Genomic DNA, 23161 nt, shown 5'->3' with positions numbered 1-23161 from the left:
ACGTTGCAGATGCCATTAAACTCATGTCCCCATGAATAATATCCAAAAACGCCCCCTCTCGGAGCTGGGGTACAATTTTATTGAAACCACGTTACCAAAAGGCAAAGATGAATATTACCTCCGTAATGAGCAGTGGAGCCGGCAGGACCAATACAGAAAACTCACCGCATACGAAGTAGAAGCCCTGGTACGTAACGATAATACTTCCGATGACTGGAATACCATTTTTGTATCTGATGAGTTCAACCCTCAGCTGGTACAGCACTGCCACTTTTTCGGCATGGTACGCATCGGTAAACTGGAGCCTTACTACCTCGAGTTCCATAACCTGCGTATGCCGGTAGGATTATATAACAGCACCATCTGCGCCTGTGATTTCGGCGACAACGTGGTCGTACATAATGTCAACTATCTTTCCCACTATATACTCGGCAATGAAGTGATTGTGGCCAATGTCAATGAAATGGCCACAACCGATTATGCCAAATTCGGTAACGGGATTGTCAAGGAAGGAGAAGTAGAAAATGGCCGCATCTGGATGGAGCTGTGCAACGAAAACGGTGGCCGCAGCGTAATGCCGTTTGACGGCATGCTGCCCGGTGATGCTTATCTCTGGACGCGCTACCGCGACGATGAACAGCTGCAGCAGCAGTTCAAGGTGTTCACCGAAAAACAATTCGACAAACGACGCGGCTACTACGGCATGGTAGGCGACCGCAGCGTGATCAAGAACTGTAAGGTGATCAAAGATGTGACCATCGGTACCGACGCCTATATCAAAGGCGCCAACAAACTGAAAAACCTGACCATCAACAGCAACAGCACCGCGGCCTCCCAGATCGGAGAAGGCTGTGAAATGGTGAACGGCATCATTGGCTACGGCTGCCGTGTATTCTATGGCGTAAAAGCCGTACGCTTTGTCATGGCTTCCCATTCCCAGCTGAAATACGGCGCCCGCCTCATCAACTCCTACCTGGGCAACAACGCCACCATTTCCTGCTGTGAGGTACTCAACTCCCTCATCTTTCCGGCACATGAACAGCACCACAATAACTCGTTTCTTTGTGCGGCGCTCATCATGGGCCAAAGCAATATGGCAGCCGGTGCTACCATTGGCTCCAACCACAACTCCCGCGGCGCTGACGGTGAAATCATTGCCGGCAGAGGCTTCTGGCCCGGGCTATGTGTCAGCTTAAAACACAATTCAAAATTTGCCTGCTTCACCCTCATCTCCAAAGGAAATTATATGTCGGAGTTACATATCAATATTCCTTTCAGCCTGGTGGTGAATGATGAACATGAAGACCGGCTGAAAATCATGCCCGGCTACTGGTTCATGCATAACATGTATGCCATTGCACGCAACTCCTGGAAGTATGTAGACCGCGACAAACGGACCGACAAAACCCAGCTCATTGAATACGATTACCTCGCGCCGGACTCTGTAGAAGAGATGTTCGAAGCCCTGGCCGTGATGGAAGCTGCCACCGGAAAAGCCTGGTATGCCCTGCCGGAAAACACGCCCAAAAAAGAAATAACGGACAAGGATATACGTAAAAAAGGGAAGGAATTATTACTGCAGCAACCGGAAGTTGTTGCAAAGCTGACCATTCTGGCTACCGGCATGGAAAACAGCAACCGGCAGGTGGAACTGCTGAAGTTACACAAAGCCTATCCCCTCTTCCGGGAACTGATTGTATTATACGGTATAAAAAATATCCTGGCAGCCAACAAACCTTCCTATCTTGCACTGCAGGCAGCGATCAAAACGGCTAAACGCAGCGACTGGCTCAATATTGGCGGCCAGCTGATGAAAGCCGACACGGTAGCTACGCTGAAAACAAAAATCAAAAAGAATAAAATCAACGGATGGCCGCAACTACATGATGCGTACGTAGAAATAGGCAAGGAATACCCTGCTGAAAAACTGCAACATGCCGTAGCCAGCCTCCTGGAAATAAAAGAGCTGAACGTTAAGAACCTCACTACCGGCCTGCTGGCACAATGGCTGGATGACTCCATCGCCACTATGGAATGGATCACCCACCACATCCGCCACTCCCGCGAAAAAGATTACAAGAATCCTTTCCGCCGCATGACATACGACAACGAAAAAGAAATGAACGCCGTAGTGGGCAGCCTGGAAGATAACAGCTTTATTAATCAAACCATTAACGACCTGGAAGCCTATAAGCAACAGGTACGACAAATCATTAACGAGTGGGAACTGTAGAAAAGATCCGGTGCAGCTGGGCCAACAAAGACCAGCTTTATAAAGATTATCATGACCAGGAATGGGGGGTACCGCATCACGACGACCGGCACCTGTTTGAAATGCTTTGCCTGGAAGGTGCACAGGCCGGACTTAGCTGGTATACCGTGCTGCTGAAAAGAGAAAACTACCGTAAAGCATTTGACCAGTGGGATGCCAAAAAGATTGCGAAATATGACGAGAAAAAAATAGCTGCCCTGCTGGAAAACGAAGGCATCATCCGCAACCGTTTAAAGGTAAATGCCGTGGTGACCAACGCCAAAGCATTCCTGGCCGTACAAAAAGAATTTGGTTCCTTCGATCAGTATATCTGGTCATTTGTAGGACATCAGCCTATCATCAATCACTACGCTTCCATTAAAGAGGTACCTGCCAAAACAGCCATCTCCGATGCCATGAGCAAAGACCTGCTGAAACGCGGTTTTAAGTTCGTTGGCTCCACGATCTGTTATGCTTACATGCAGGCCACCGGTATGGTAGATGATCATGCAGGAGACTGCTGGAAAAAAGCCGGCCGGAAAAAATAATTACTGACAGCTTATGATCTGCACAAAAGTCTGTGCCCGGGTAAAACTTACTACCCCGGTGCAGACTTTGTTGTTTAGTTGATCAGCACTTCCCGTAAGGCGTCGTTGTTGATCAGCGTGTAGTCCGTGAGGGTATTGAAGAAGAGGTACAATTGTCTTTTTTCCACATCCGATAAAGGGATATTCCGTGCCACTAACGGATCTGTATATACGGGATCTTTCTTACCCCTGTCATAGAAATCAAATACCTGGTAAATATCAAAATAACGGCCATCGTGCATATACGGCGAGCTTTTCAGGATATTACGCAGGGAAGGCACCTTAAAACGCAGAGAATCGCTGCCCTGCAAGGTAATCCGGTAACGGCCCATATCATTCAGGAAAGGTACTACCGGCAACCCGTTGCTGCGGTAAGACAAATCCGTAAACAACGGCTCCTTATGACAAGCCGCACACTTTTGCAGAAAGGTAGCATAACCTGCCTGTTCTTCTTCTGTAAACTGCGCGCCGGGCAATCGTCGCATCACACTATCATATCTGGAACCAGCCGATATCATAGTAGCCACAAACTGCGTGATGGCCTTGAACATCCGGTCGCTGGTAATCTCTTCGGAACCGAAAGCCGCTTTAAACATTTTCCGGTAGCGGGGATCAGCCTGCATTTTCGGCAACAGTTCCGACAGATTCGCCCCCATTTCATTGGGATCCGTCAGCGGTGTAAAAGGCTGTCGCTCCAGCGGAAATACCCCGCCATCCCACATAAAGGCTTTCTGGTAGATCAGGTTGAACAATACCGGTACAGAGCGTGTTCCCTGCCGCCCGCTAACCCCATGACTCAACGCATGATCAAAATGTCCGAAGGCAGCAAACTGCTGGTGACAGAAACCACAGGATACGGTACTATCTTTAGATAACCGGTAATCATAAAACATAAAACGGCCCAGCTCCACTCCCTGGCGGGTAAGCGGATTGCCGGCAAAATTATATTCCGGCGTGGGGAAACCTGGTGGCAATTGCAGTGTGAACGGCTCCGGTGGCGTATAGTCGTCGCCGTTGTTTCTTTCCTTTTTGCACGCATGCATCAGGCATAACAACGCACCAAATATACCCACCAGATATATGGCCTTGTGTTTCATGTAAACGTTAGTTATGTACTCCTTTTACCGTAAACATCTGCCGGTAGTTGTCTGCCAGCTTCATGGCATCCGGCCCCGCAGCCATCACCACCGATACGGTTTTGAAGCTGATGGTATTGGGCACAAACCACCTGGCGGCATCTGCGGCGATATCGATTTTCGGCAACCGTTGCTGGCCGACAGTAATCGTTTGTGGCAAGGAGAGGGTAATCGTTTTCCCCACATTGTACGGCGATCTGAAACCACCGGCGTGAAACAGAAATTCATGGTTGCGGGCCGGACTTACCGGGGCCACGCCTTCCAGCTGCGCCATGATATAACCGCTGTTCCAGGTCCAGAACATACCGGTTTCCGGCGCCAGCGGGCCAATCTGATCGCCGCTGAAATTACGCACGCTGTCTACTCCGATTAAAAACCGGATGCCTTTATAACTGCCTTCCGGCACATTATCCAGGCGGATCGTACGGGTGGAATCAGTGGCATCATCTACCAGGAAATAGGATACCGGCAGTGGCGTCACCACATCATCTGCCGTAATCACGGCAACGTTGCTGAGGAAATAACGGAAACGGGTAATCGTAAAAGATTCTCCGGAAGGATTCGTGTAGGTTTTGGTTTTCCGGACGAGCGGCTGCCCATTCATCAGGTGGGTGATGGATAGTTGCAAAGAAGCCACCGCTTTGGTAACCGGGAGTTTCGTGGATGTTTCCTTTTTATCACAACTGGCCAACAATACACATAAACTGCTGAAAACCAGCAGGCGGCCGGCATAGGAAATAAAAATCCGCAAGATCATGGTATTTCCTTTTGTTCTCAGGAAGATACGATGATTTTGCGGATTGTACTATAGGGAGCTATCCGATTATTTCGCAGCGTCGAGCTTATACCCTTTGGTACCAAACCATACCACTACCGCAAAGCATATCAGCGGTACGATATAGGCCATCTGGATATTGGAAGCATCTGAAATAAGTCCCATCAGCGGCGGACAGATAGCGCCACCTACAATGGACATCACCAGCAGGGAAGAACCGAATTTGGTATCACCGCCGAGGCCACGCAGTCCCAGTGAGAAAATGGTCGGGAACATAATAGACATAAAGAACGGCACCATCAGCACGGCGGCTACAGCTACCTGTCCTTTGGTGGTCATGGCCACCAGGATCAGCAACACATTAATGACGCCATAAATGGTCAGCAGCACCTGTGGTTTTATCTTGCTCATCAGGAAGGTACCGAAGAACCGGCCGATCATAAAGCCTAATCCGGCTACCCATCCCAGCAGGTTGGCAGCTTCCCTTTCCGGAATACCACCTGCATATTTGGCGAAGCGGATAAAGAAGGCATTTACGCCGATCTGTGCCCCAATGTAAAAGAACTGGGTTACCACGGCTGCAATGAGGTGTTTATGCCGGAAAATGCTGCCGGCAGGCGCCGTAGTATCTGCCTTTTCTTCTTTCACTTCCTGTACCTCTGGCATTTTGGTCACCACAAACAGCAGCGCTACCAATAATACCACGATACCGATAATCATGTAGGGTACCTTCACCGTACTGGCTTCCGCCTGCAGGTATTGCTGCAGTTCCGCTGCCGGCATCGCTGCCAGGGCTTCTTTGGAATGCTCGGTACCTGTGAGGATAAATTTTGCGCCCAATACCGGTCCTATCACCGCACCCACACCATTGAAGGATTGGGCCAGATTCAGGCGGGTAGTGGCGGTTTCCGGACTACCCAGGACGGTTACATACGGATTGGCCGCTGTTTCCAGGAAAGTAAGACCGGTCGCAATCACAAAGAGGGCACCCAGGAAAGCCATATATTCCCGGCTGTTGGCAGCAGGAATAAACAACAGGGCGCCGATGGCATACAGGCAAAGGCCGAAAATGATACCTGTTTTATACCCAAACCGGCGCATGATAGCACCAGCAGGTAACGCCATCAGAAAATAAGCGGCAAATACAGCAGAATCAATATAGGATGATTGCAGGTCTGTGAGCTGGCAGGCTTTCTTCAGGTGAGGAATCAGTACGGGGCTCAGGTTGTGTATGAGCGCCCATAAAAAGAACAGGCTGGTTACCAGGATAAACGGAAAAAGATACCGCCCTGGCTTGTTGCCTGCCTGGGCATTGCTGGTATAGGTGGAACTACTTACTGCGCCTCCGGCCATAACGAAGAATTTAAGTTTTCAGGTGAATGTATGATAACGTATCAGGAATGGGTCGCCGCTCAGCTGATGGATCTGTCGAGGTGTGTATAACCTCCGTCTACGTATAGAATTTGTCCGGTCGTATGTGATGATCTGGAAGACAGTAAAAATACTGTGGTATTGGCAATCTCTTCTGAGGTGGTCATCCGGTGTTCCAGCGGGATGTTGGCGGTAATGGCGGCCAGTTTTTCCTGCGGGTTGGGTAGAGAGTTGATCCATGTTTCATACAGGGGCGTCCATACTTCTGCCGGAATCACGGTATTAACGCGGATACCAAAAGGCAGCAGTTCCACCGCCCACTCCCGGGTCAATGCGTTGATCGCTCCTTTGGAAGCGGCATAGCCGGAGGTGTTGCCTTGTCCGGTAGTAGCTACTTTAGAGCCAATGTTGACAATATTGCCCCGGGTACTTTTCAGGTAAGGCAGGGCATAATGTGCCAGGTTGTAATAGTGCGACAGGTTCTGTTGCAGGGAAGCCATGAAACGTTCCGGGCTGCCGCTTTCCAGGCCTACGCCATCGTTGGCGCCGGCATTGTTGACCAGGCCATCTATCTTACCATATTTTTCTACGGTGGCTGCAATCACCTGTTTACAGTCTTCCACTTTCCCCAGTTCTGCGGTTACAGCCAGGGCTTTCCCACCGGCGGCTATTATTTCGCCGGCTGTTTTTTCATTGTCTGCGGCACTTCTGCCGGCAATCACAGCGATACCTCCTTCTGCTGCTACCAGCCGGGCAATCGCTTCTCCAATTCCTTTGGCGCCGCCGGTAACAATAATCACTTTATCCTGTAATCCTACATCCATATGGTAATATAATTTTTATAATTGATAAAATGAGATGGCATTGCCTCCCATTATTTGTGCCTGTTCGGTGGCCGACAACTGACTGATATACGAAGTAATCAATCCTTTTACCTGTTCATAGGAAGCAGCCAGCTGACATACGGGCCAGTCGGAGCCGAACACCAGACGTTCGCTGCCGAAAGCCTCCAGCGCTACTTCCAGGTAAGGCGCTATATCGGCCGGTTGCCAGTGTTGCCAATCGGCTTCCGTGACCAGGCCACTCAGTTTACAATACACCCGGGGCGCCTGTGCAATACGGCGGATATCAGCGGCCCATTGCCGGATATCTCCTGCTTTGATGGCGGGTTTTGCCAGGTGATCGATGATCAGCCGGTGTTCCGGGAATTGTTGTACAAAGGCCGTTACAGCCGGCAACTGTTTCGGATATACGAGTATATCATAGGTAAAATCGTGGGCAGCCAATGCCTGTATGCCCCGGCAGAAATCTTCCCGCAATAAAAAACGGTCGTCTGCTTCGACCTGTACAATATGCCGGAATCCTTTCAACTGCGGAAAGGCAGCATACTGCTCCAGCTGCGCAACAATGTCTGCAGCGCGGAGATCTACCCAGCCTACTACACCCCGGATAAAAGCATGATCGGCTGCCAGCGATAATAAAAACGCTGTTTCAGTAGCCGACTGATCTGCCTGTACCGCCACGCATCCCTGTACATCGTTGGCTGCCAGCACCGGCGCCAGATCAGCAGGTAAAAAGTCCCGCCGGATGACTGCCATCGACTCATCGATCCAGGCATCCCTTACCGGATGGTATTGCCAGAAATGCTGATGTGCATCTATGATCATAGTACTGATTAATACGGTATGAAAGCGATAAGCTTTTATGTCGCGACCGGATGGTACGCAACATAAAAGCTTATCTGTTTAGTTATAAGGAAAAGAGCTGGTCCATCAACAACCACTTTTCTCCCGGTTTGGCTACCGGCAATGCCTGCTGGTATTTCCACATGAGCTGCTCCCAGGCCTGCACCGCAGGATTGGCCGCATCCATGGCGCCTTTGCGTTCGAAAGAAAAGGTGTCGTCCACTTCCATGATCATAAACAGGCGGTTACCCACCCGATAGATTTCCATCGCCGTGATGCCGCTGTCGGTGATGCTTTTTTTTATTTCAGCAGATACCTCGCGGTGATATGCTTCGTATTCACTGATCAGTTGCGGATCATCCACCAGGTCTAATGCCAGACAATATCTCTTCATAAAAAACTATTTATAGGCCACTGCCTGTTGCCGGGAAGTTCCCAATCCATCGATACCCAGTTCTATCACATCACCCGCTTTCAGGTATACCTGCGGATTCATGCCCAATCCCACACCAGCAGGGGTGCCGGTAGAGATCACATCGCCCGGGAGCAGGGTCATGAACTGGCTCAGATAAGATACCAGGAAAGGTATTTTAAAGATGAAGTTGGACGTATTACCATCCTGCATTTTCTGGCCATTAACGGTCAGCCATAAACGAAGCTGATCGATATCGCCGGCATCTTCTTTGGTCACCAGCCAGGGGCCCAGCGGTGCAAAGGTGTCGCAGCTTTTGCCTTTTACCCATTGACCACCTCTTTCCAGCTGCCACGCTCTTTCGCTGTAATCGTTGTGCAGGCAGTAACCCGCTACATACGACAACGCGTCTTTTTCTTCCACGTAGCTGGCTTTTTTACCAATCACCACGGCGAGTTCCACTTCCCAGTCCGTTTTTTCACTGTTACGTGGTATCACCAGGTTATCGTTCGGCCCTACCAGGGAAGAAGTACTTTTAAAGAATACGATCGGTTCTGCCGGAATCGCAGCATTGGTTTCCCGTGCATGGTCGGCATAGTTTAAACCGATGCATACGATTTTGGAAGGACGTTGTATCGGTGCTCCCAGGCGGGCATCTGCCGGTATCTGCGGACAGGTGCTGCCATGTTCCGCCCACCATTGTGATAAGCGTTCCAGCCCGTTGTTTTCAAAAAAACGTTCGCCATAATCTTCTCCGAATGCACTTACATCAAACCTGCCGGCGTCTGTAACAACACCTGGCTTTTCTGCTCCCGGTAAACCAAACCTGATCAGTTTCATCTTACAGTTTTTTAATTGTTTTGCTTTAGTCTTTTATAATTTCCTTCAGGCGGCGGATTTTTAAATGTCCGTCTTCCACCTGCAGGTCCATCATCACAGTAACTTCCCCGTCTTTCACCATGGCAAACAACACATGATCATCTGCCGAAGTGGTTTGAATCACCGGGCGATAGCCCTTGGGAAGCGCTATTACTTCTTTTTTATTCATACCGGCAAATTCCACGTACAGCCGGCAGCTGTCCGGGGAATCGTGCGGCGTAATATTCACAATAAAATCGGCCAGAATTTTCCCTGACTGAATATTTTTCTTGTACGCCTGTGCATTATTACCGCTGGCAGGTGCCGGCGCTTTTCCCAGACCCATATTGTTTTCCACATATTGCCAGATGCGGGCAGGCGGCGTACCTACCTGTAATATTTTCAACTCATTACCCTCCTGACTGGCATGGTAATAACGGATACCATGATCTGCTTTCCGGACACCGATATAGGCGCTGTTGGGTTTATCCCATAAAACACGGTACAGGTCATTTTCCTCCACATCTTTTAAGAGCGCCAGTGAAAAGGTTTTATCTTTTTTCAGCGTACCTGTAGCAAAGTGAATCGTGATCGTCTGTTCGTCTTCTTTTTTATCGGCTACCGTTACCGTCAGTGTGCCTGCCGGTGTTGCCGGCTGCAGCACAGCGGTGGTATCTGTGGTATTACCGGTTGTATTGTTATGATTACCATTGCAGGCTGCAAATCCGATTACAGCCAAAGTGGCCAGCCACAGGCGAAAATGTTGCATGATCGTTGTTAAATAATTATATGAATGAATGCCCGAAAGATAAGGGTAATCATCCGCACTACCTATATGAGCGGCAGCCGTATTAATTATTTAACCGGATGAAACCGCCGTCTATCGGGTAATCGCAACCTGTAATGAAGCCTGCTTCATCGGAGCAGAGGTATAACGCCAGGTTACCAACTTCCACCGGTTTGGCCATACGTCCGATGGGCTGTGTCTTACTCAGCTTGTCGAACATTTCGGCTTCGCGGCCCGGATAGTTTTTGGCAATAAATCCATCCACAAAAGGCGTATGCACCCTTGCCGGCGACACGCAGTTACAACGGATATTATCGCCCAGGAAATCTTTTGCTACAGACAAGGTCATGGTGAGTACCGCGCCTTTACTCATAGAATAGGCAAACCTGTCGGGGATACCTACGCTGGAAGCAATAGAAGCGATATTCAGGATCACGCCGCCACCCTGTGCTTTCATTTGTTTAATGACGGCATACATGCAGTTATAGGTGCCTTTCACATTCACCTGGTATACCCGGTCGAAATCAGCTTCGGCGGTGTTTTCCAGGTTACCCACATGGGCAATACCCGCGCAGTTCACCAGTATATCCAGTTTGCCGGATGCTGTTACAACACCTTCCATGGCTGCTACTACCGCTGCCTGGTCGGCCACATTGCAGGCATGTACCGTAGCTGTTCCACCGGCTGCCCGGATGGTTTCTTCCGTTTGTTTTCCATTCTCTTCATTCAGCTCCAGGATATGCACGTTGGCGCCCCGGGCTGCAAAAGTTATGGCTATTGCCTGCCCAATGCCACTACCACCGCCGGTGATAACAGCCACTTTCTGATCTAATCTGAACAGCTCCATCATTAAAAAAATTTAAGGGTTCTAAAATACCTATTAAAATAAGGTCATAACAATTGTATTTTCACTGTATTTTATACTTTCTTGCCTTATTTTCGCAAAATTCAATAATTACAATTGAATTTGCGCCTTTTTTTATCAATTTTAAGCTTATGAGAACAACCTGCTTATGCTGCCTGCTGCTGGTCGTTTGCAGCCGCCTGTATGCCCAGCGCATACCTGTCAATAAATACGGATTGTCTGTGATCACCACCCAACAACAATATCAGCAACTGATCAAAACAGACAGCAACCAGCAACTGGTAAACCTGGAGCAGTTTATTCCCGGTATCAAAAAAGACGTGCGGTATGCCACTACCCAAAACTTCACGCACCAGCAACTATATACGCAAACAACGATCTACCTGCGCCTGCCGGCCGCCAAAGCCTTAAAGGCGGTACAGACGGCCCTGCAGAAAAAGGGATACGGACTGCTTATCTACGATGCCTACCGGCCCTATCACGTTACCGAAACGATGTTCCGGATTGTTCCCAACGACCTGTATGCCGCAGATCCCCGGAAGGGATCGGGACATAACCGCGGGGTGGCCATCGACCTCAGTATGGTAGACCTTAAAACAGGAAAGCCCGTGGCCATGCCTACGGACTTCGATGACTTTACCTTCAAAGCACATCAAAACTATACACCCACCGATCCAACGGTAACGGCTAATCGGAAACTACTGCGCGATACCATGCTGCAACATGGCTTTAAAGGCTCCCGTACAGAATGGTGGCATTATTATCTCCCGGATTATAAAAAATATCCGCTGATGGATATCTTCTTTTAAATCATTAGTGAATACGGACGGTATCTGTACGTTCCGGTAGTCCTTCCCATTTGAGATAGTAAGTACCGGCAGCAGGCGGATTAAAAACATACGTCGTGCTGACCGGGGTTAACATCGTTGCACAAAAGGCACATTGATCGTATATTCCTTCTGCCCTGATGGTATAGGTATTGCCATTGCGTTTTTCCACCAGGCGATGGATATTGCTGCAGCTGTTGCTAAACCAGCAGCTGACCTTAAACCGCACTTCCGGTCTGCCGGTTCCTCCGGTCTGTGACCTGCCCAGCGGCGCCACTTCATCGATCTGTGCCTCCATCCATGTTTTACAGGTATCTGTTTCTTTCTTACAGGATAACAGCAGTGCCAGGGCTGTTAAAAATATTACAGGCTTCATAAGGATGCAGGGTTTCATTTGCCTGTAAAACGATGGGAGCATCTAAAAGTTACAAAAAAAATTACGCATCTCCCGGAAGAAAACGAGCGTTTCTTCCGGGAAATGCGTAATCAGCAGATGTCTTTATTTCCCGAACTTATTCCATCAACAATCAATAAATTTTATTGAGTGCATCTACATAAGCGTGAACAGAAGCATTGACAATGTCGGTAGAATAGCCGAAACCATAGTAGGACTGGCCATTGTGTTTCACCCGCATATTTACTTTGCTGATGTCTTCACTACCGCCGTGCATTGCCTGAATATTAAATTCATCCAGGGAAATATCATCTTTAATAATATCGTGAATAGCATTGATGGTAGCGTTCACAGGACCATTTCCGGCAGCGCTGGCTTCTCTTTCTTCTCCGTTGATTTTCAGTTTCACAGTAGCCATCGGACGTAACGGATCACCGCATACCACTTGCAACAGCATTACTTTGATAGCTTTATCATCGTATGTTTTTTCATCGCCATCTCCCATCAGTTGCAGCAGGTCTGCATCGCTGATATCTTTTTTACTGTCGGCCATCACCAGGAAACGCTGATATACTTCATCCAGGTTGATTTTTTCCAGTTTGTAACCCAGGCGCTCCAGGTGGTGTTTCAGCGCATGCCGGCCACTGCGGGCAGTGAGGATAATCGCGTTGGAATTGATACCTACATCTTCCGGATTCAGGATTTCGTAGTTTTCTCTGTGTTTCAGTACACCATCCTGGTGGATACCGGAACTGTGTGCAAACGCATTGCGGCCCACGATTGCCTTATTAGGCTGTACCGGCATATGCATCATGGTTTCTACCAGGTTGCTCAGTTCATAGATACCTTTGGAATTGATATGGGTATAATAGCCCAGGTGCTGGTGTGTTTTCAGGATCATCGCCACTTCTTCCAGGGAAGTGTTACCGGCACGTTCTCCGATACCGTTGATGGTACATTCCACCTGACGGGCGCCGTTCAGTACCCCTGCAATGGTATTGGCAGTAGCCATACCCAGGTCGTTGTGGCAGTGCACGGAGATGATCGCTTTATCTATATTGGAGACATGGTCTACCAGGTATTTTATTTTAGCACCGTACTGGTCGGGCAGGCAATATCCGTTGGTATCGGGGATATTAACCGTTGTAGCACCGGCAGCAATCACCGCTTCAATCATACGAGCCAGGAACTCATTGTCGGCACGGCCGGCATCTTCTGCATAAAATTCCACATCATCCGTAAACCGGCGGGCATATTTTACCCCAGCAGCTGCACGTTCCAGGATCTCTTCACGGGTACTGTTGAATTTATATTTGATATGCATATCGGAAGCACCGATACCGGTATGGATACGTTTACGTTTGGCGAAACGCAGGGCATCAGCAGCAGCGTCGATATCCATATTATTGCAGCGGGTGAGCGCGCAGATGACCGGCTCTGTTACTGCTTTGGATATTTCCACCACACTCTGGAAATCACCGGGGCTGGAGATAGGAAAACCAGCTTCGATAATATCCACACCCAGTGCTTCCAGTTTTTTTGCGATTTCAATTTTTTCGACCGTAGTCAGCTGGCAACCCGGTACCTGTTCACCGTCCCTTAAAGTGGTATCAAAGACGTATACACGATTTTTATCCATAATGATGTGATGATTTTCGTTGAATGATTAATTCAGATTCTCCAAAACTTTAGCGCCCATCGCGTCTGTTCCCATAATGAAATCGTTCACGGTATGTTTGTTGGCGATATCCATTGTTCTGTAACCTTGTCTGAGTGTAGCTTCTACAGCTTTGATCACGCGCTGTGATTCCATTTTGAGGCCAAAGGAAATATCCAGCATGAGGGCAGCAGAGAGAATAGAAGCCAGTGGGTTGGCAATGCCTTTACCGGCAATATCATGTGCGGAACCATGAATAGGCTCATAGAAACCTACCTGGTCGCCTACAGAGGCAGAAGCCAGCATCCCCATAGATCCGGCGATCTGGGACGCTTCATCTGTGAGGATATCACCGAAGAGGTTGCCCGTGAGCACCACATCAAAACGTTTTGGGTCTTTGATCAGCTGCATGGCAGCATTGTCGATAAACATATGTTCTGTTTCCACATCCGGATATTCTTTCGCGATTTCCTGTACCACTTCTCTCCAGAGCCGGCTCGCTTCCAGTACGTTGGCCTTATCCACAGAGCACAGTTTGCTGCGGCGGGTACGTGCAGCTTCGTAGGCTTTGCGGGCAATGCGCTCCACTTCATAACGATGGTAAATCATCAGATCAGAAGCAGTGTTACGATCTTCCGTTCTTTTTTTCTCTCCGAAATATACATCCCCGGTCAACTCGCGGAAAAAGAGAATATCCGCACCCCGCAGGATTTCCGGTTTAATACTGGAAGCTTCGAGTAATTCGTCAAACAGTTTTATTGGGCGGAGATTGGCATATAATCCCAGTTCTTTCCGGATCTTCAGCAGCCCTTGTTCGGGTCTTACTTTCAACGTAGGATCGTTATCATATTTAGCATGACCGATCGCACCGAATAAAATCGCATCTGCGCTTCTGGCTTTCTGCAGTGTTTCATCGGGTAGTGGATCTCCCGTAGCTTCGATGGCTACGTGTCCCATAAGACCTTCTTCAAAAGTGAAGGTGTGGTTAAAGTTTGCAGCAATCGTTGTCAGCACTTTTTGTCCCCATGCCGTCACTTCCTGACCGATGCCGTCACCAGGTATTACCAGTATTTTCTTCTCTACGCCCATATAGTATATTTCAGATAGCTTTTTTTAGCTTAAAAATTAAATGCTCTTGTTGTTTCGTAGTTTTCAATTTCCTGACGGAGACTCAGCAGGTAGTCGATATCATCGTACCCATTCAGCAAACAGGTTTTTTTGTAGGGATTGATGGCAAAGCTTTCCTGTTCTCCACTTTCCTGGATCCGGATCACCTGATTTTCCAGGTCTACTTCGATAGCGGCTTTCGGATCTTTTTCGATGGCTTTGAAAATTTTATCCAGGAAATCCTCACTCACCTGTACCGGCAGGATAAAGTTGTTGAGCGCATTGTTTTTGAAGATATCAGCAAAGAAGCTGCTCACCACTACTTTAAAACCATAGTCGGCAATAGCCCAAGCCGCGTGTTCGCGGGAAGAACCACATCCGAAGTTTTTACCGGCTACCAGTATTTTACCGGTATAGATCGGGTTGTTGAGGATGAAGTCTGCCTTCGGCTGGTTATCGCCATCGAAGCGCCAGTCGCGGAACAGGTTTTCACCAAAACCGTCCCGGGTGGTTGCTTTCAGGAAACGTGCAGGAATAATCTGGTCTGTATCTATATTTTCGATAGGTACAGGTACAGCAGATGATACGAGGTGTTGAAATATTTTACTCATGGTGAATGTTAGTGTTTAAATTTTTGTAGCGGCGATCCGTAAACGAACGTAGTCGGCATATAGTTCTCCATCGCGGGTAATCTGCGGCGCCAGTTCCTGTTGCACCTGCCGGAGGATATCGGCTTTATCTGCCGGCGGTACGGCTTCAAAGAAGCGGCTGCCGAACATATTGAGCCAGGTACTGATGCCTTCGGCTTTATCTGCCAGTCTGGTAGGTCGTTCAAAGAAATGAACGCGGTCTACCCGGAAACCGGCATTTTCCAGCAGGGTGGCATAGGCGGCAGGAGACGGAAAATACCAGATTGGCTGGTACGTATATCCTCTTTGCTCCATCACCCTGGCCAGGGTATCTACGATACTGGCCACATTCCCTTTTCCGCCAAATTCCAGTGCGAGGCGACCGCCCTGTTTCAGGTGGTCATACATGCAGCGGATTACTTTTTCCTTTTCGTTGATCCAGTGCAGGGTAGCATTGGAAAAAACAGCGTCGAATTGTACCGGCAGCGAAAAGTCCGTCGCATCAGCCACTTGAAATGTCAGTTCCGGATAATGACTGCGGGCGCTGGTGATCATCTCTTCCGAGGCATCTATACCGGTAACCGTTGCACCGGCTGCTGCCAGTTGTGCTGTTAGTTCACCGGTACCACATCCCAGATCGAGTATCTTTTCGCCGGCCTTTGGCTGGAGCCAGTCTATCAAACTATTGCCGTATTCAAATACAAAGGCATGTTGTTCTTTATATAAATCTGCATTCCAATGCATGACGCTTCTCTTTTCTGCTGTTTAATCCCCCGCAGGGTGTCTTTTATTCTCCGGCCAATAGGGCTCTTACATCTGCTACATGGCCTGTGATGGCCGCAGCAGCAGCGGTGAGCGGGCTGGCGAGGAAGGTACGGGCATTAGGTCCCTGACGGCCTTCAAAGTTGCGATTGGAAGTAGAGATACAATATAATCCGGCTGGTACTTTATCTTCGTTCATACCCAGGCAGGCAGAGCATCCGGGTTCTCTCAGCTCGAAACCTGCCGCAGCAAACACCTTGTCGATGCCTTCTGCAATGGCCTGGGCTTCCACCTGTTTGGAACCGGGTACAATCCATACCACCACATCGTCGGCTTTTTGTTTGCCTTTCACAAAATCTGCTACCAGGCGTAAATCTTCGATACGGGAGTTGGTGCAGCTACCAATGAATACGTAGTCCACTTTTTTGCCCAGCAATCCGCTACCGGGTTGCAGGTCCATATAGTCGAGTGATTTTTTGAAAGAGGGTCTTTCTTTTTCCTCCAGCTGTTCCAGTGCGGGGATCTGGCGGGTAACGCCCATGCCCATACCCGGATTGGTACCGTAGGTGATCTGTGGCTCAATGTCGGCCGCATCGAATACCAGTACTTCATCGAAGGTGGCATCCTGGTCGGTGTACAGTGTTTTCCAGTAAGCCAGGGCATCCTCCCAGTCGCTGCCCTGTGGGGCAAACTCACGGCCTTTGATATAGTCAAAGGTGATGTCGTCTGGCGCAATCAGTCCGCCGCGGGCGCCCATCTCAATACTCATATTACAGATGGTCATACGCGCTTCCATACTGAGGCTGCGGATAGCGTCGCCGGTATATTCCACAAAATAGCCGGTAGCACCGGATGCGGATATTTTAGCAATGATATAGAGGATAATATCTTTAGATAAAACGCCTTTGCCCAGCTGCCCGTTCACTTCAATCTTCATGCGTTTGGGCTTGTACTGGAGGATACATTGCGTAGCCAGTACCTGCTCTACTTCTGACGTACCGATACCAAAAGCTACGGCGCCAAAGGCTCCGTGGGTGCTGGTATGGCTGTCGCCACATACGATGGTCATACCTGGCAGGGTAATACCCAGCTCTGGTCCGATCACGTGTACAATACCCTGGTAAGGGTGTCCCAACCCGTACAGTTCTACCCCGAATTCGGTGGTATTTTTGGTGAGCATTTCTACCTGGAGGCGGCTCAATGCCTCTTTGATAGGCAGGTGCTGATCCTGTGTTGGCACGTTATGATCTGCAGTAGCCCTTGTTTTGGCAGGACGAAATACCGGGATATCGCGTTTGCGCAACCCATCGAATGCCTGTGGACTGGTTACTTCGTGAATAAAGTGCGTGTTAATATACACGGCGTCGGGGTATCCCGGTTTACTCACCACCACATGGCTGTCCCAGATTTTATCAAATAACGTTTTTCCCATCCTGAATGCTTCCTTTTTAAATTGTTTATACCTTCAAATCTAATGGGCAATAATTAATTGCCATATCGCTAAATTTGCTTTAATTACAACCTTTAAAAGCAGTTAATTCATACTAAAACACTGTTTTTCAACTAATTACAAGATTTTATCAACGATGCCCAACAGCCAAAGTGACGCCTTATTCATATTAATAAAAACACTTACCAAAGCGGAAAAACGTAGTTTTCAGCTGGCGTTCAATAAAAACAACACCAAGGAAGACGTACTGTTTATTCAGTTGTTTACGACGCTGGACAAAATGAAAGATTATGATGAGGAAGCTATTCTGAAAAAAGTCACTGACATCAAGAAACAACAACTGTCCAATGTAAAGGCACACTTGTATAAACACCTGCTATCCAGCCTCCGGCAGCTATACAAACAAAAAGATCCGCTCATTGATTTACGGGAACAACTGGATCATGCGCGGGTACTCTACAATAAAGGGTTATACAACCAAAGCCTGAAAATACTGGCCAAAGCCAAAGCCATGGCCCTGGAGCAGGAAGAAGTCATGCTGGGTTACGAAATTGTGGAATTTGAAAAGCTAATTGAGTCCAGGCATATCACCCGCAGCCTGGAAAACCGCGCCGAAGTGCTGAGCGCCGAATCGCAGCAGATCCGGCAGCAACTGGCCAACATCAGCCGCCTGTCTACCCTCTCCCTGCGCATGTATGGCCTGTACCTCAAACTGGGGCATGCCCGCAATGAACGGGATGGCGCCATGGTGAAATCTTTCTTTGAAAGCCAGCTGCCTGATCTCAACTTCACGCAGATGAGCTTTTACGAAAAAGTGTATATGTATCAGGCTTCCTGCTGGTTCTATTATATCCTGCAGGACTTTGTGATGTATTACCGGTATACCCAGAAGTGGGTAGATCTGTTCAAACAATACCCTTCCCTGCAGCAAACCGACATGGACCTGTACATTAAAGCGCAGCATAACCTGCTGACCGCTCATTTCTACACCTCCAACTTCGAGAAATTCAAAACGGCGCTGCTGGAACTGGAAACATTTATCCTGACTAATCAGGAATCCTTCCATGAGAACACCCGTACATCTGCTTTCGTATACCTCTATACGGCCAAAATAAACCGCTACTTCCTGGAAGGTACTTTCAGTCAGGGTTTGGCCATGGTACCGGAGCTGGAAACGGAAATATCCAATCATACGCTCAAAATAGACCAACACCGGGTACTGGTATTCTATTACAAAATAGCCTGCCTGTATTTCGGTAGCGGTGATAATAACAAGGCCATCACCTATCTGAATAAAATCATCAATTTAAAAATCGGCAACCTGCGGGCAGATATCCAATGTTTTGCCCGTATCCTTCACCTGATTGCGCATTATGAGCTGGAGAACTACAGCCTGGTGGAATACCTGATCAAATCTGTCTATCACTTCATCTCCAAGCACAAAGACTTAGGCGTGGTGATGGAAGAAATCATGAAATTTCTCCGCCGGTATATTTATGCCAATCCGAAGGAGCTACGCAATGCCTTCGTAGACCTGAAAGACCGGCTGGTACAAATTTCCCAGGACCCTTACGAACGCCGCTCCTTCCTCTATCTGGATATCATATCCTGGCTGGAGAGTAAGATAGAGGGCATCCCGGTACAGGAAGTTATCCATAGAAAATTTGTGAATAAAGAAAAGAGAATATAGTCAGTGGAAGGATGTATGCGGCGAAAATGCCAGCTATCGCCTGGTGATTTGTGGCAGCACTGTTGCCAGCTCCTGTCCCTGCCGTCACCTGCAATTTAAAAAAACATATATGTCTATTGAAAAACGCTATCATTTTGTAGCCATTTCCGGCAGCTTACGGAAGGCCTCCTACAACACCCTCGCCCTGAAAGCCCTGCAGCAAGTTGCACCATCGCACATCACGATAGAACAGCTGCACATCGGAGACATTCCGTTTTACAATGCCGATCTGCATACGGAACAATTACCGGAGCAGGTAGTACCGCTGATTGAAAAAATCAAAGCCGCCGATGGCGTTATTTTCGTTTCACCGGAATACAACTATTCCATTCCCGGCGCACTGAAAAATGCGATCGATGTTTTTTCGCGGCATCCGGATAAACCGTTCAATGAAAAGGCCGTTGCTATTCTGGGCGCCAGTCAGGGTAACCTGGGTACCGCCCGCATGCAGTATCACCTGCGGCAGGTAATGGTATTCCTGAATGCCTATGTGATCAACAAACCAGAGGTGATGATTGCCAGTGCCCAGCATAAGTTTGATGCCAGCGGCAATCTGACAGATGAGTATACCCTTAAATTATTACCGCAGTTATTGCATTCACTGGCGCAGCTCAGTGAGAAGATAAAATAATGCGGCGCTACATTTCCGGAGAGCGTGGTCTTTCCGGAAATGTATTATGCTTTTTCAGCGATGTCTATATAGTTTTCGTATAACCGGTATTGCCGGAAAAAGATGATCGCCGCTGCCACCTGCAGCAATCCCACCGCCCACCATTCGTACCTGCCCAGGATCATAAACAATACGACGAACGAAATCAGTAACACATACCGTACATGTACTTCGGGGTTTATCTTCGGAAAATATAACAGCGTACGGAAAAGTACCAATAGTGACAAAGCCGTACAAAATACTGTGAAAAAATCCAGCACATTTATTTTCGTATAGCCATTAACGATAATCATCAACATCTCCGGCAAAAACATCAACAAGTATATCATCACTAATCTGCCGTAATGCCGGTATAGTGGTATGGGCAGCTGTTGTATAAAACCCAGGTAGGCATCATCAAAAGCACGGTGGTGCAACATCAGTTGCAGGTGCAGGAGTACGCTCACCATCACGCCCAGCTGCAGACCACGCAGATCAAATTCACCGCCTTGTTCCAGCAGAAAAAAAGTAATCCACAATACACCGGCGGAAAACAATTTTGTACTCAGTATACGGCGGGGAAAATTGGTAAATAGTTCATAGAGGAAAAACAATACCGGCGGCTTGATCAGATATTGGTTGATCCGGCGTTGCAGGCGGCTGGTAAAGAAGATGACATCCGGCTGTGCCAATTTCCGTTCGTATACGTAGACCGGCCATAAACACATCATGATATTAAACACGGCGATGATAGCGGCCGGCAGGTAGTACCCGTGACTGATCGCCACCACCACAGCGATACCCGCATATATCAGTACCGGCAGATAGATGCTCACGTGCAGAAAAATCCAGATACGGCGGCGAATGGGTGGATCGATGCTGCCCATGGTGGGATATAAAAAATCATATCCCTGTAACTGAAATGTTTTTAATATGAACCCCACACACTTGCCTGCGTATAAGGTCCATAGCAGCAATACCAGCAGCAGGAAGGTATAATTGCCGATAAATCCCATCATGAGTCCGTAGTGATAGGGCAACAGGTTCCCGCCATTAACCACGCCGAAGAGCAGGTAAAAGAGGACGAGGAAAAATCCTGTGTTTTGTAAATAGAACCGTTGTGAAAAAATTTTCTGCAGAATGACCGTCGTTGAACGCATATTAATTGAGCGTTATATTTTTACCGGCTACGTTCAGGGTACCCGTAATTGTTAATGCTTTGTTATCGAGGGGCTGATGTGAGGTAATACAAAAAGTAACGCCTTTCTTGCGAAAGCTTCGGATCAGTTCATATAATACTTCCAGTGCCTGTGTGTCGATAGTAATGAGCGGTTCATCCAGCAGGATAAGTACAGGATTGCCGGTAAAGGCCAGCAACAGGGACAGTTTTTTAAGCATCCCGCTGGAGTAGCTGCTTACCGGGTTATTCACAAAGTTATGCACACCCAGTTGTTCACTGATCTGCCGGATGTTTTCGCGGTCGCCTCCTTTTGTATTGAGGTACAGCTCTAACAGATCGCGGCCGGTGAGGAAAGCGGGATACAGTGGTTCTGCTTCTGCATAGTTGATCAGGCGGCGGAACCGGACCGGATGCTGACGGCTACTGACGGCTCCCTGGAGGATAATTTCGCCTTTAAAGGGGATGAGTCCCGCCATCACCTTCATACAGGTGGTTTTGCCGGCGCCGTTTTCGCCCTGTAGCCAGTATATACCCGACGCCAGTTCGAGGCGGGCAATATCCAGTACGGGTGTATCCTGGTAACTTTTCTTCACCCCGTGGAGTGCAATAACCGTTTCGGACATACGTAAGTTGTTGAAAATGTAAATATGAAAAATTAACGCATATATGTAGTGTATGAGCAGGTCAATTTAACAAATATTTGTTTGCGTCATTTTTTTGTTGAAGGTCATAACATTAGCGCCTGTGATTAAAAAATTGTGTATATAAGGCCCCAGATTGAGGAAGTAATCACAGTTAAAAACACAGGGCATGTGCACATCTTCAAAAAGGCGTGAAACGCAGGCTACCACTATGTTCCGATAATAGTTTAGTTCTTTTTCCACACCTGTTGAAAACTAAATCGATCATCCCTTAACCGGATGCTTACATTTGTAATCCTGGACGTATGGATTTTAGGAACAGCAAACTTTAAGATTGTGAATGTAGTGCGGTAGTAATGAATTTCAGTTCGCTGACCCCCAATGCAGAAAAACCAAGAACCTTCGACAGTACCCATAAAAAAATTAATGATGATTAACGAGAATGAAATTCTTTTAAAAGAGAACAAGGACCGTTTTGTGTTATTGCCAATCAAATACCCTAAAGTATGGGAGCAATATAAAAAGCATGAAGCAAGTTTCTGGACAGCAGAAGAAGTAGATTTAGGAAGTGATTTGAAAGACTGGGCTAATTTGAATGATGGCGAACGTCATTTTATTTCTCATGTACTGGCTTTCTTTGCCGCCAGCGATGGTATCGTAAATGAGAACCTGGCTGTTAACTTCATGAGTGAGGTACAGATCCCGGAAGCGCGCTGCTTCTATGGTTTCCAGATTATGATGGAAAATATCCACTCTGAAACATATGCATTACTGATTGATACCTACATTAAAGATCCGGTAGAGAAAGACCGTTTGTTCCATGCTATTGATACGGTACCTGCGGTACAGAAAAAAGCGAACTGGGCCTTACGCTGGATTGAGAACGGCACCTTTGCAGAGCGCCTGGTGGCCTTTGCAGCCGTAGAAGGTATCTTCTTCAGTGGTAGCTTCTGCTCTATCTTCTGGCTGAAGAAAAGAGGACTGATGCCAGGTCTGACCTTCTCCAATGAACTGATCAGCCGTGATGAAGGACTGCACTGCGAATTCGCCTGCTTACTGTATAGCATGCTGGAAAACAGGTTAAGCGAAGAACAGGTACACGAAATTATCCGGGAAGCGGTTAGCTATGAAAAAGAATTTATCACCGAAGCATTACCGGTAGCACTGATCGGTATGAACAGTGAGCTGATGTCTCAATATATCGAGTTCGTTGCCGACAGATGGGTAGCTGAACTGGGATATACCAAAATATACAATGCGTCTAATCCTTTCGACTTCATGGAAATGATTTCCTTACAGGGTAAGACCAATTTCTTTGAAAAACGTGTGGGCGATTACCAGAAATCAGGTGTAATGGGCGGTAGCAAAGAAGCTCAGACTTTCAGCCTGGAAGAAGATTTTTAAATTAT

At 47.9% G+C, this 23161-nt stretch carries 23 protein-coding genes; 6 read left to right on the top strand and 17 right to left on the bottom strand.

The window, feature by feature from the left end; translation table 11 throughout:
- Positions 1–31 precede the first annotated feature (31 nt).
- Positions 32–2233, top strand: a complete 2202-nt coding sequence (locus tag OL444_RS09735) for a DUF4954 family protein (protein ID WP_264733406.1) — start codon at positions 32–34, stop codon at positions 2231–2233.
- Complete coding sequence (locus OL444_RS09730; RefSeq protein ID WP_264733407.1) at positions 2221–2799, top strand: DNA-3-methyladenine glycosylase I; 579 nt, start codon at positions 2221–2223, stop codon at positions 2797–2799. Before OL444_RS09735 ends, OL444_RS09730 begins: the two co-directional genes overlap by 13 nt.
- 74 nt (positions 2800–2873) lie before the next feature.
- Here OL444_RS09730 and OL444_RS09725 read toward each other — a convergent pair whose 3' ends face one another.
- The 9 genes from OL444_RS09725 to OL444_RS09685 all read right to left on the bottom strand — a co-directional run bounded on the left by OL444_RS09725 (position 2874) and on the right by OL444_RS09685 (position 10712).
- The gene (locus OL444_RS09725) at positions 2874–3935 is read right to left on the bottom strand and encodes a cytochrome-c peroxidase (protein WP_264733408.1); all 1062 of its coding nucleotides are present in this window, start codon (positions 3933–3935) and stop codon (positions 2874–2876) included.
- 7 nt (positions 3936–3942) lie between these two features.
- Positions 3943–4731 (bottom strand): MbnP family protein, encoded by a 789-nt coding sequence (locus tag OL444_RS09720; RefSeq protein ID WP_264733409.1) that lies wholly within the window; start codon positions 4729–4731, stop codon positions 3943–3945.
- A 66-nt stretch (positions 4732–4797) separates the two neighbouring features.
- The gene (gene fucP / locus OL444_RS09715; RefSeq protein WP_264733410.1) at positions 4798–6102 is read right to left on the bottom strand and encodes an L-fucose:H+ symporter permease; all 1305 of its coding nucleotides are present in this window, start codon (positions 6100–6102) and stop codon (positions 4798–4800) included.
- Between the two features lie 59 nt (positions 6103–6161).
- Positions 6162–6944, bottom strand: coding sequence for an L-fucose dehydrogenase (locus OL444_RS09710; protein WP_264733411.1), 783 nt, complete (start codon positions 6942–6944; stop codon positions 6162–6164).
- Positions 6945–6959: 15 nt separating this feature from the next.
- Complete coding sequence (locus tag OL444_RS09705) at positions 6960–7787, bottom strand: amidohydrolase family protein (protein WP_264733412.1); 828 nt, start codon at positions 7785–7787, stop codon at positions 6960–6962.
- An 82-nt stretch (positions 7788–7869) separates the two neighbouring features.
- The gene (locus tag OL444_RS09700; protein ID WP_264733413.1) at positions 7870–8199 is read right to left on the bottom strand and encodes an L-rhamnose mutarotase; all 330 of its coding nucleotides are present in this window, start codon (positions 8197–8199) and stop codon (positions 7870–7872) included.
- Between the two features lie 6 nt (positions 8200–8205).
- Positions 8206–9057, bottom strand: a complete 852-nt coding sequence (locus OL444_RS09695) for a fumarylacetoacetate hydrolase family protein (RefSeq protein ID WP_264733414.1) — start codon at positions 9055–9057, stop codon at positions 8206–8208.
- Between the two features lie 25 nt (positions 9058–9082).
- On the bottom strand, positions 9083–9844 hold the full coding sequence (locus OL444_RS09690; protein ID WP_264733415.1) for a hypothetical protein: 762 nt from the start codon (positions 9842–9844) through the stop codon (positions 9083–9085).
- Positions 9845–9926: 82 nt separating this feature from the next.
- Positions 9927–10712 (bottom strand): SDR family NAD(P)-dependent oxidoreductase, encoded by a 786-nt coding sequence (locus OL444_RS09685; protein ID WP_264733416.1) that lies wholly within the window; start codon positions 10710–10712, stop codon positions 9927–9929.
- 146 nt (positions 10713–10858) lie between these two features.
- Between OL444_RS09685 and OL444_RS09680 the strand changes: the two genes are divergently transcribed.
- Positions 10859–11536 (top strand): M15 family metallopeptidase, encoded by a 678-nt coding sequence (locus tag OL444_RS09680; RefSeq protein WP_264733417.1) that lies wholly within the window; start codon positions 10859–10861, stop codon positions 11534–11536.
- Positions 11537–11540: 4 nt separating this feature from the next.
- Here the strand turns inward: OL444_RS09680 and OL444_RS09675 are convergent, their stop codons facing one another.
- From OL444_RS09675 to leuC, 6 genes are all read right to left on the bottom strand, one after another.
- On the bottom strand, positions 11541–11930 hold the full coding sequence (locus OL444_RS09675) for a hypothetical protein (RefSeq protein ID WP_264733418.1): 390 nt from the start codon (positions 11928–11930) through the stop codon (positions 11541–11543).
- A 151-nt stretch (positions 11931–12081) separates the two neighbouring features.
- Positions 12082–13587 carry a 2-isopropylmalate synthase gene (locus OL444_RS09670; protein ID WP_264733419.1) on the bottom strand — a complete coding sequence of 502 codons (1506 nt, stop codon included), beginning with the start codon at positions 13585–13587 and terminating at the stop codon, positions 12082–12084.
- A gap of 27 nt (positions 13588–13614) precedes the next feature.
- Positions 13615–14694, bottom strand: a complete 1080-nt coding sequence (leuB, locus tag OL444_RS09665) for a 3-isopropylmalate dehydrogenase (protein WP_264733420.1) — start codon at positions 14692–14694, stop codon at positions 13615–13617.
- A 29-nt stretch (positions 14695–14723) separates the two neighbouring features.
- On the bottom strand, positions 14724–15323 hold the full coding sequence (leuD, locus tag OL444_RS09660; RefSeq protein WP_264733421.1) for a 3-isopropylmalate dehydratase small subunit: 600 nt from the start codon (positions 15321–15323) through the stop codon (positions 14724–14726).
- Positions 15324–15338: 15 nt separating this feature from the next.
- Positions 15339–16085: a methyltransferase domain-containing protein gene (locus tag OL444_RS09655; RefSeq protein WP_264733422.1), complete on the bottom strand. Its 747-nt coding sequence runs from the start codon at positions 16083–16085 to the stop codon at positions 15339–15341.
- Between the two features lie 43 nt (positions 16086–16128).
- Positions 16129–17535 (bottom strand): 3-isopropylmalate dehydratase large subunit, encoded by a 1407-nt coding sequence (leuC, locus tag OL444_RS09650; RefSeq protein ID WP_264733423.1) that lies wholly within the window; start codon positions 17533–17535, stop codon positions 16129–16131.
- A 154-nt stretch (positions 17536–17689) separates the two neighbouring features.
- Here leuC and OL444_RS09645 point away from each other — a divergent pair, with 154 nt between their 5' ends.
- A complete protein-coding gene (locus OL444_RS09645) occupies positions 17690–19243 on the top strand; it encodes a hypothetical protein (RefSeq protein ID WP_264733424.1) in 1554 nt (517 codons plus the stop codon).
- Between the two features lie 109 nt (positions 19244–19352).
- Positions 19353–19913, top strand: a complete 561-nt coding sequence (locus tag OL444_RS09640) for an NADPH-dependent FMN reductase (RefSeq protein WP_264733425.1) — start codon at positions 19353–19355, stop codon at positions 19911–19913.
- A 44-nt stretch (positions 19914–19957) separates the two neighbouring features.
- On the opposite strand, the gene OL444_RS09635 is transcribed toward OL444_RS09640, so the two are convergent.
- Both OL444_RS09635 and OL444_RS09630 read right to left on the bottom strand, forming a co-directional pair.
- Entirely contained in the window at positions 19958–21091 is a 1134-nt protein-coding gene (locus OL444_RS09635) for a hypothetical protein (protein WP_264733426.1), read from the bottom strand.
- A gap of 1 nt (position 21092) precedes the next feature.
- Positions 21093–21734, bottom strand: a complete 642-nt coding sequence (locus OL444_RS09630) for an ABC transporter ATP-binding protein (protein WP_264733427.1) — start codon at positions 21732–21734, stop codon at positions 21093–21095.
- A 447-nt stretch (positions 21735–22181) separates the two neighbouring features.
- On the opposite strand from OL444_RS09630, the gene OL444_RS09625 reads away from it, so the two are divergent.
- Positions 22182–23156 (top strand): ribonucleoside-diphosphate reductase small subunit, encoded by a 975-nt coding sequence (locus tag OL444_RS09625; protein WP_264733428.1) that lies wholly within the window; start codon positions 22182–22184, stop codon positions 23154–23156.
- The last annotated feature ends 5 nt before the right edge of the window (positions 23157–23161 follow it).

The sequence above is a fragment of the Chitinophaga nivalis genome (assembly GCF_025989125.1).
Taxonomy (GTDB): domain Bacteria; phylum Bacteroidota; class Bacteroidia; order Chitinophagales; family Chitinophagaceae; genus Chitinophaga; species Chitinophaga nivalis.
The sequence above is the reverse complement of the archived record's forward strand: the minus strand, read 5'-3'. Positions and strand labels throughout refer to the sequence as shown.

What these genes read in the sequence shown, in the direction of transcription:
- OL444_RS09695 (WP_264733414.1), bottom strand. Translation starts at nt 9,057, where the DNA reads ATGAAACTGATCAGGTTTGGTTTACCGGGAGCAGAAAAGCCAGGTGTT.
- OL444_RS09625 (WP_264733428.1), top strand. Translation starts at nt 22,182, where the DNA reads ATGATTAACGAGAATGAAATTCTTTTAAAAGAGAACAAGGACCGTTTT.
- OL444_RS09635 (WP_264733426.1), bottom strand. Translation starts at nt 21,091, where the DNA reads ATGCGTTCAACGACGGTCATTCTGCAGAAAATTTTTTCACAACGGTTC.
- OL444_RS09720 (WP_264733409.1), bottom strand. Translation starts at nt 4,731, where the DNA reads ATGATCTTGCGGATTTTTATTTCCTATGCCGGCCGCCTGCTGGTTTTC.
- leuB (WP_264733420.1), bottom strand. Translation starts at nt 14,694, where the DNA reads ATGGGCGTAGAGAAGAAAATACTGGTAATACCTGGTGACGGCATCGGT.
- leuC (WP_264733423.1), bottom strand. Translation starts at nt 17,535, where the DNA reads ATGGGAAAAACGTTATTTGATAAAATCTGGGACAGCCATGTGGTGGTG.
- OL444_RS09640 (WP_264733425.1), top strand. Translation starts at nt 19,353, where the DNA reads ATGTCTATTGAAAAACGCTATCATTTTGTAGCCATTTCCGGCAGCTTA.
- OL444_RS09705 (WP_264733412.1), bottom strand. Translation starts at nt 7,787, where the DNA reads ATGATCATAGATGCACATCAGCATTTCTGGCAATACCATCCGGTAAGG.
- OL444_RS09690 (WP_264733415.1), bottom strand. Translation starts at nt 9,844, where the DNA reads ATGCAACATTTTCGCCTGTGGCTGGCCACTTTGGCTGTAATCGGATTT.
- leuD (WP_264733421.1), bottom strand. Translation starts at nt 15,323, where the DNA reads ATGAGTAAAATATTTCAACACCTCGTATCATCTGCTGTACCTGTACCT.
- fucP (WP_264733410.1), bottom strand. Translation starts at nt 6,102, where the DNA reads ATGGCCGGAGGCGCAGTAAGTAGTTCCACCTATACCAGCAATGCCCAG.
- OL444_RS09685 (WP_264733416.1), bottom strand. Translation starts at nt 10,712, where the DNA reads ATGATGGAGCTGTTCAGATTAGATCAGAAAGTGGCTGTTATCACCGGC.
- OL444_RS09655 (WP_264733422.1), bottom strand. Translation starts at nt 16,085, where the DNA reads ATGCATTGGAATGCAGATTTATATAAAGAACAACATGCCTTTGTATTT.
- OL444_RS09735 (WP_264733406.1), top strand. Translation starts at nt 32, where the DNA reads ATGAATAATATCCAAAAACGCCCCCTCTCGGAGCTGGGGTACAATTTT.
- OL444_RS09725 (WP_264733408.1), bottom strand. Translation starts at nt 3,935, where the DNA reads ATGAAACACAAGGCCATATATCTGGTGGGTATATTTGGTGCGTTGTTA.
- OL444_RS09670 (WP_264733419.1), bottom strand. Translation starts at nt 13,587, where the DNA reads ATGGATAAAAATCGTGTATACGTCTTTGATACCACTTTAAGGGACGGT.
- OL444_RS09630 (WP_264733427.1), bottom strand. Translation starts at nt 21,734, where the DNA reads ATGTCCGAAACGGTTATTGCACTCCACGGGGTGAAGAAAAGTTACCAG.
- OL444_RS09675 (WP_264733418.1), bottom strand. Translation starts at nt 11,930, where the DNA reads ATGAAGCCTGTAATATTTTTAACAGCCCTGGCACTGCTGTTATCCTGT.
- OL444_RS09710 (WP_264733411.1), bottom strand. Translation starts at nt 6,944, where the DNA reads ATGGATGTAGGATTACAGGATAAAGTGATTATTGTTACCGGCGGCGCC.
- OL444_RS09700 (WP_264733413.1), bottom strand. Translation starts at nt 8,199, where the DNA reads ATGAAGAGATATTGTCTGGCATTAGACCTGGTGGATGATCCGCAACTG.
- OL444_RS09680 (WP_264733417.1), top strand. Translation starts at nt 10,859, where the DNA reads ATGAGAACAACCTGCTTATGCTGCCTGCTGCTGGTCGTTTGCAGCCGC.
- OL444_RS09645 (WP_264733424.1), top strand. Translation starts at nt 17,690, where the DNA reads ATGCCCAACAGCCAAAGTGACGCCTTATTCATATTAATAAAAACACTT.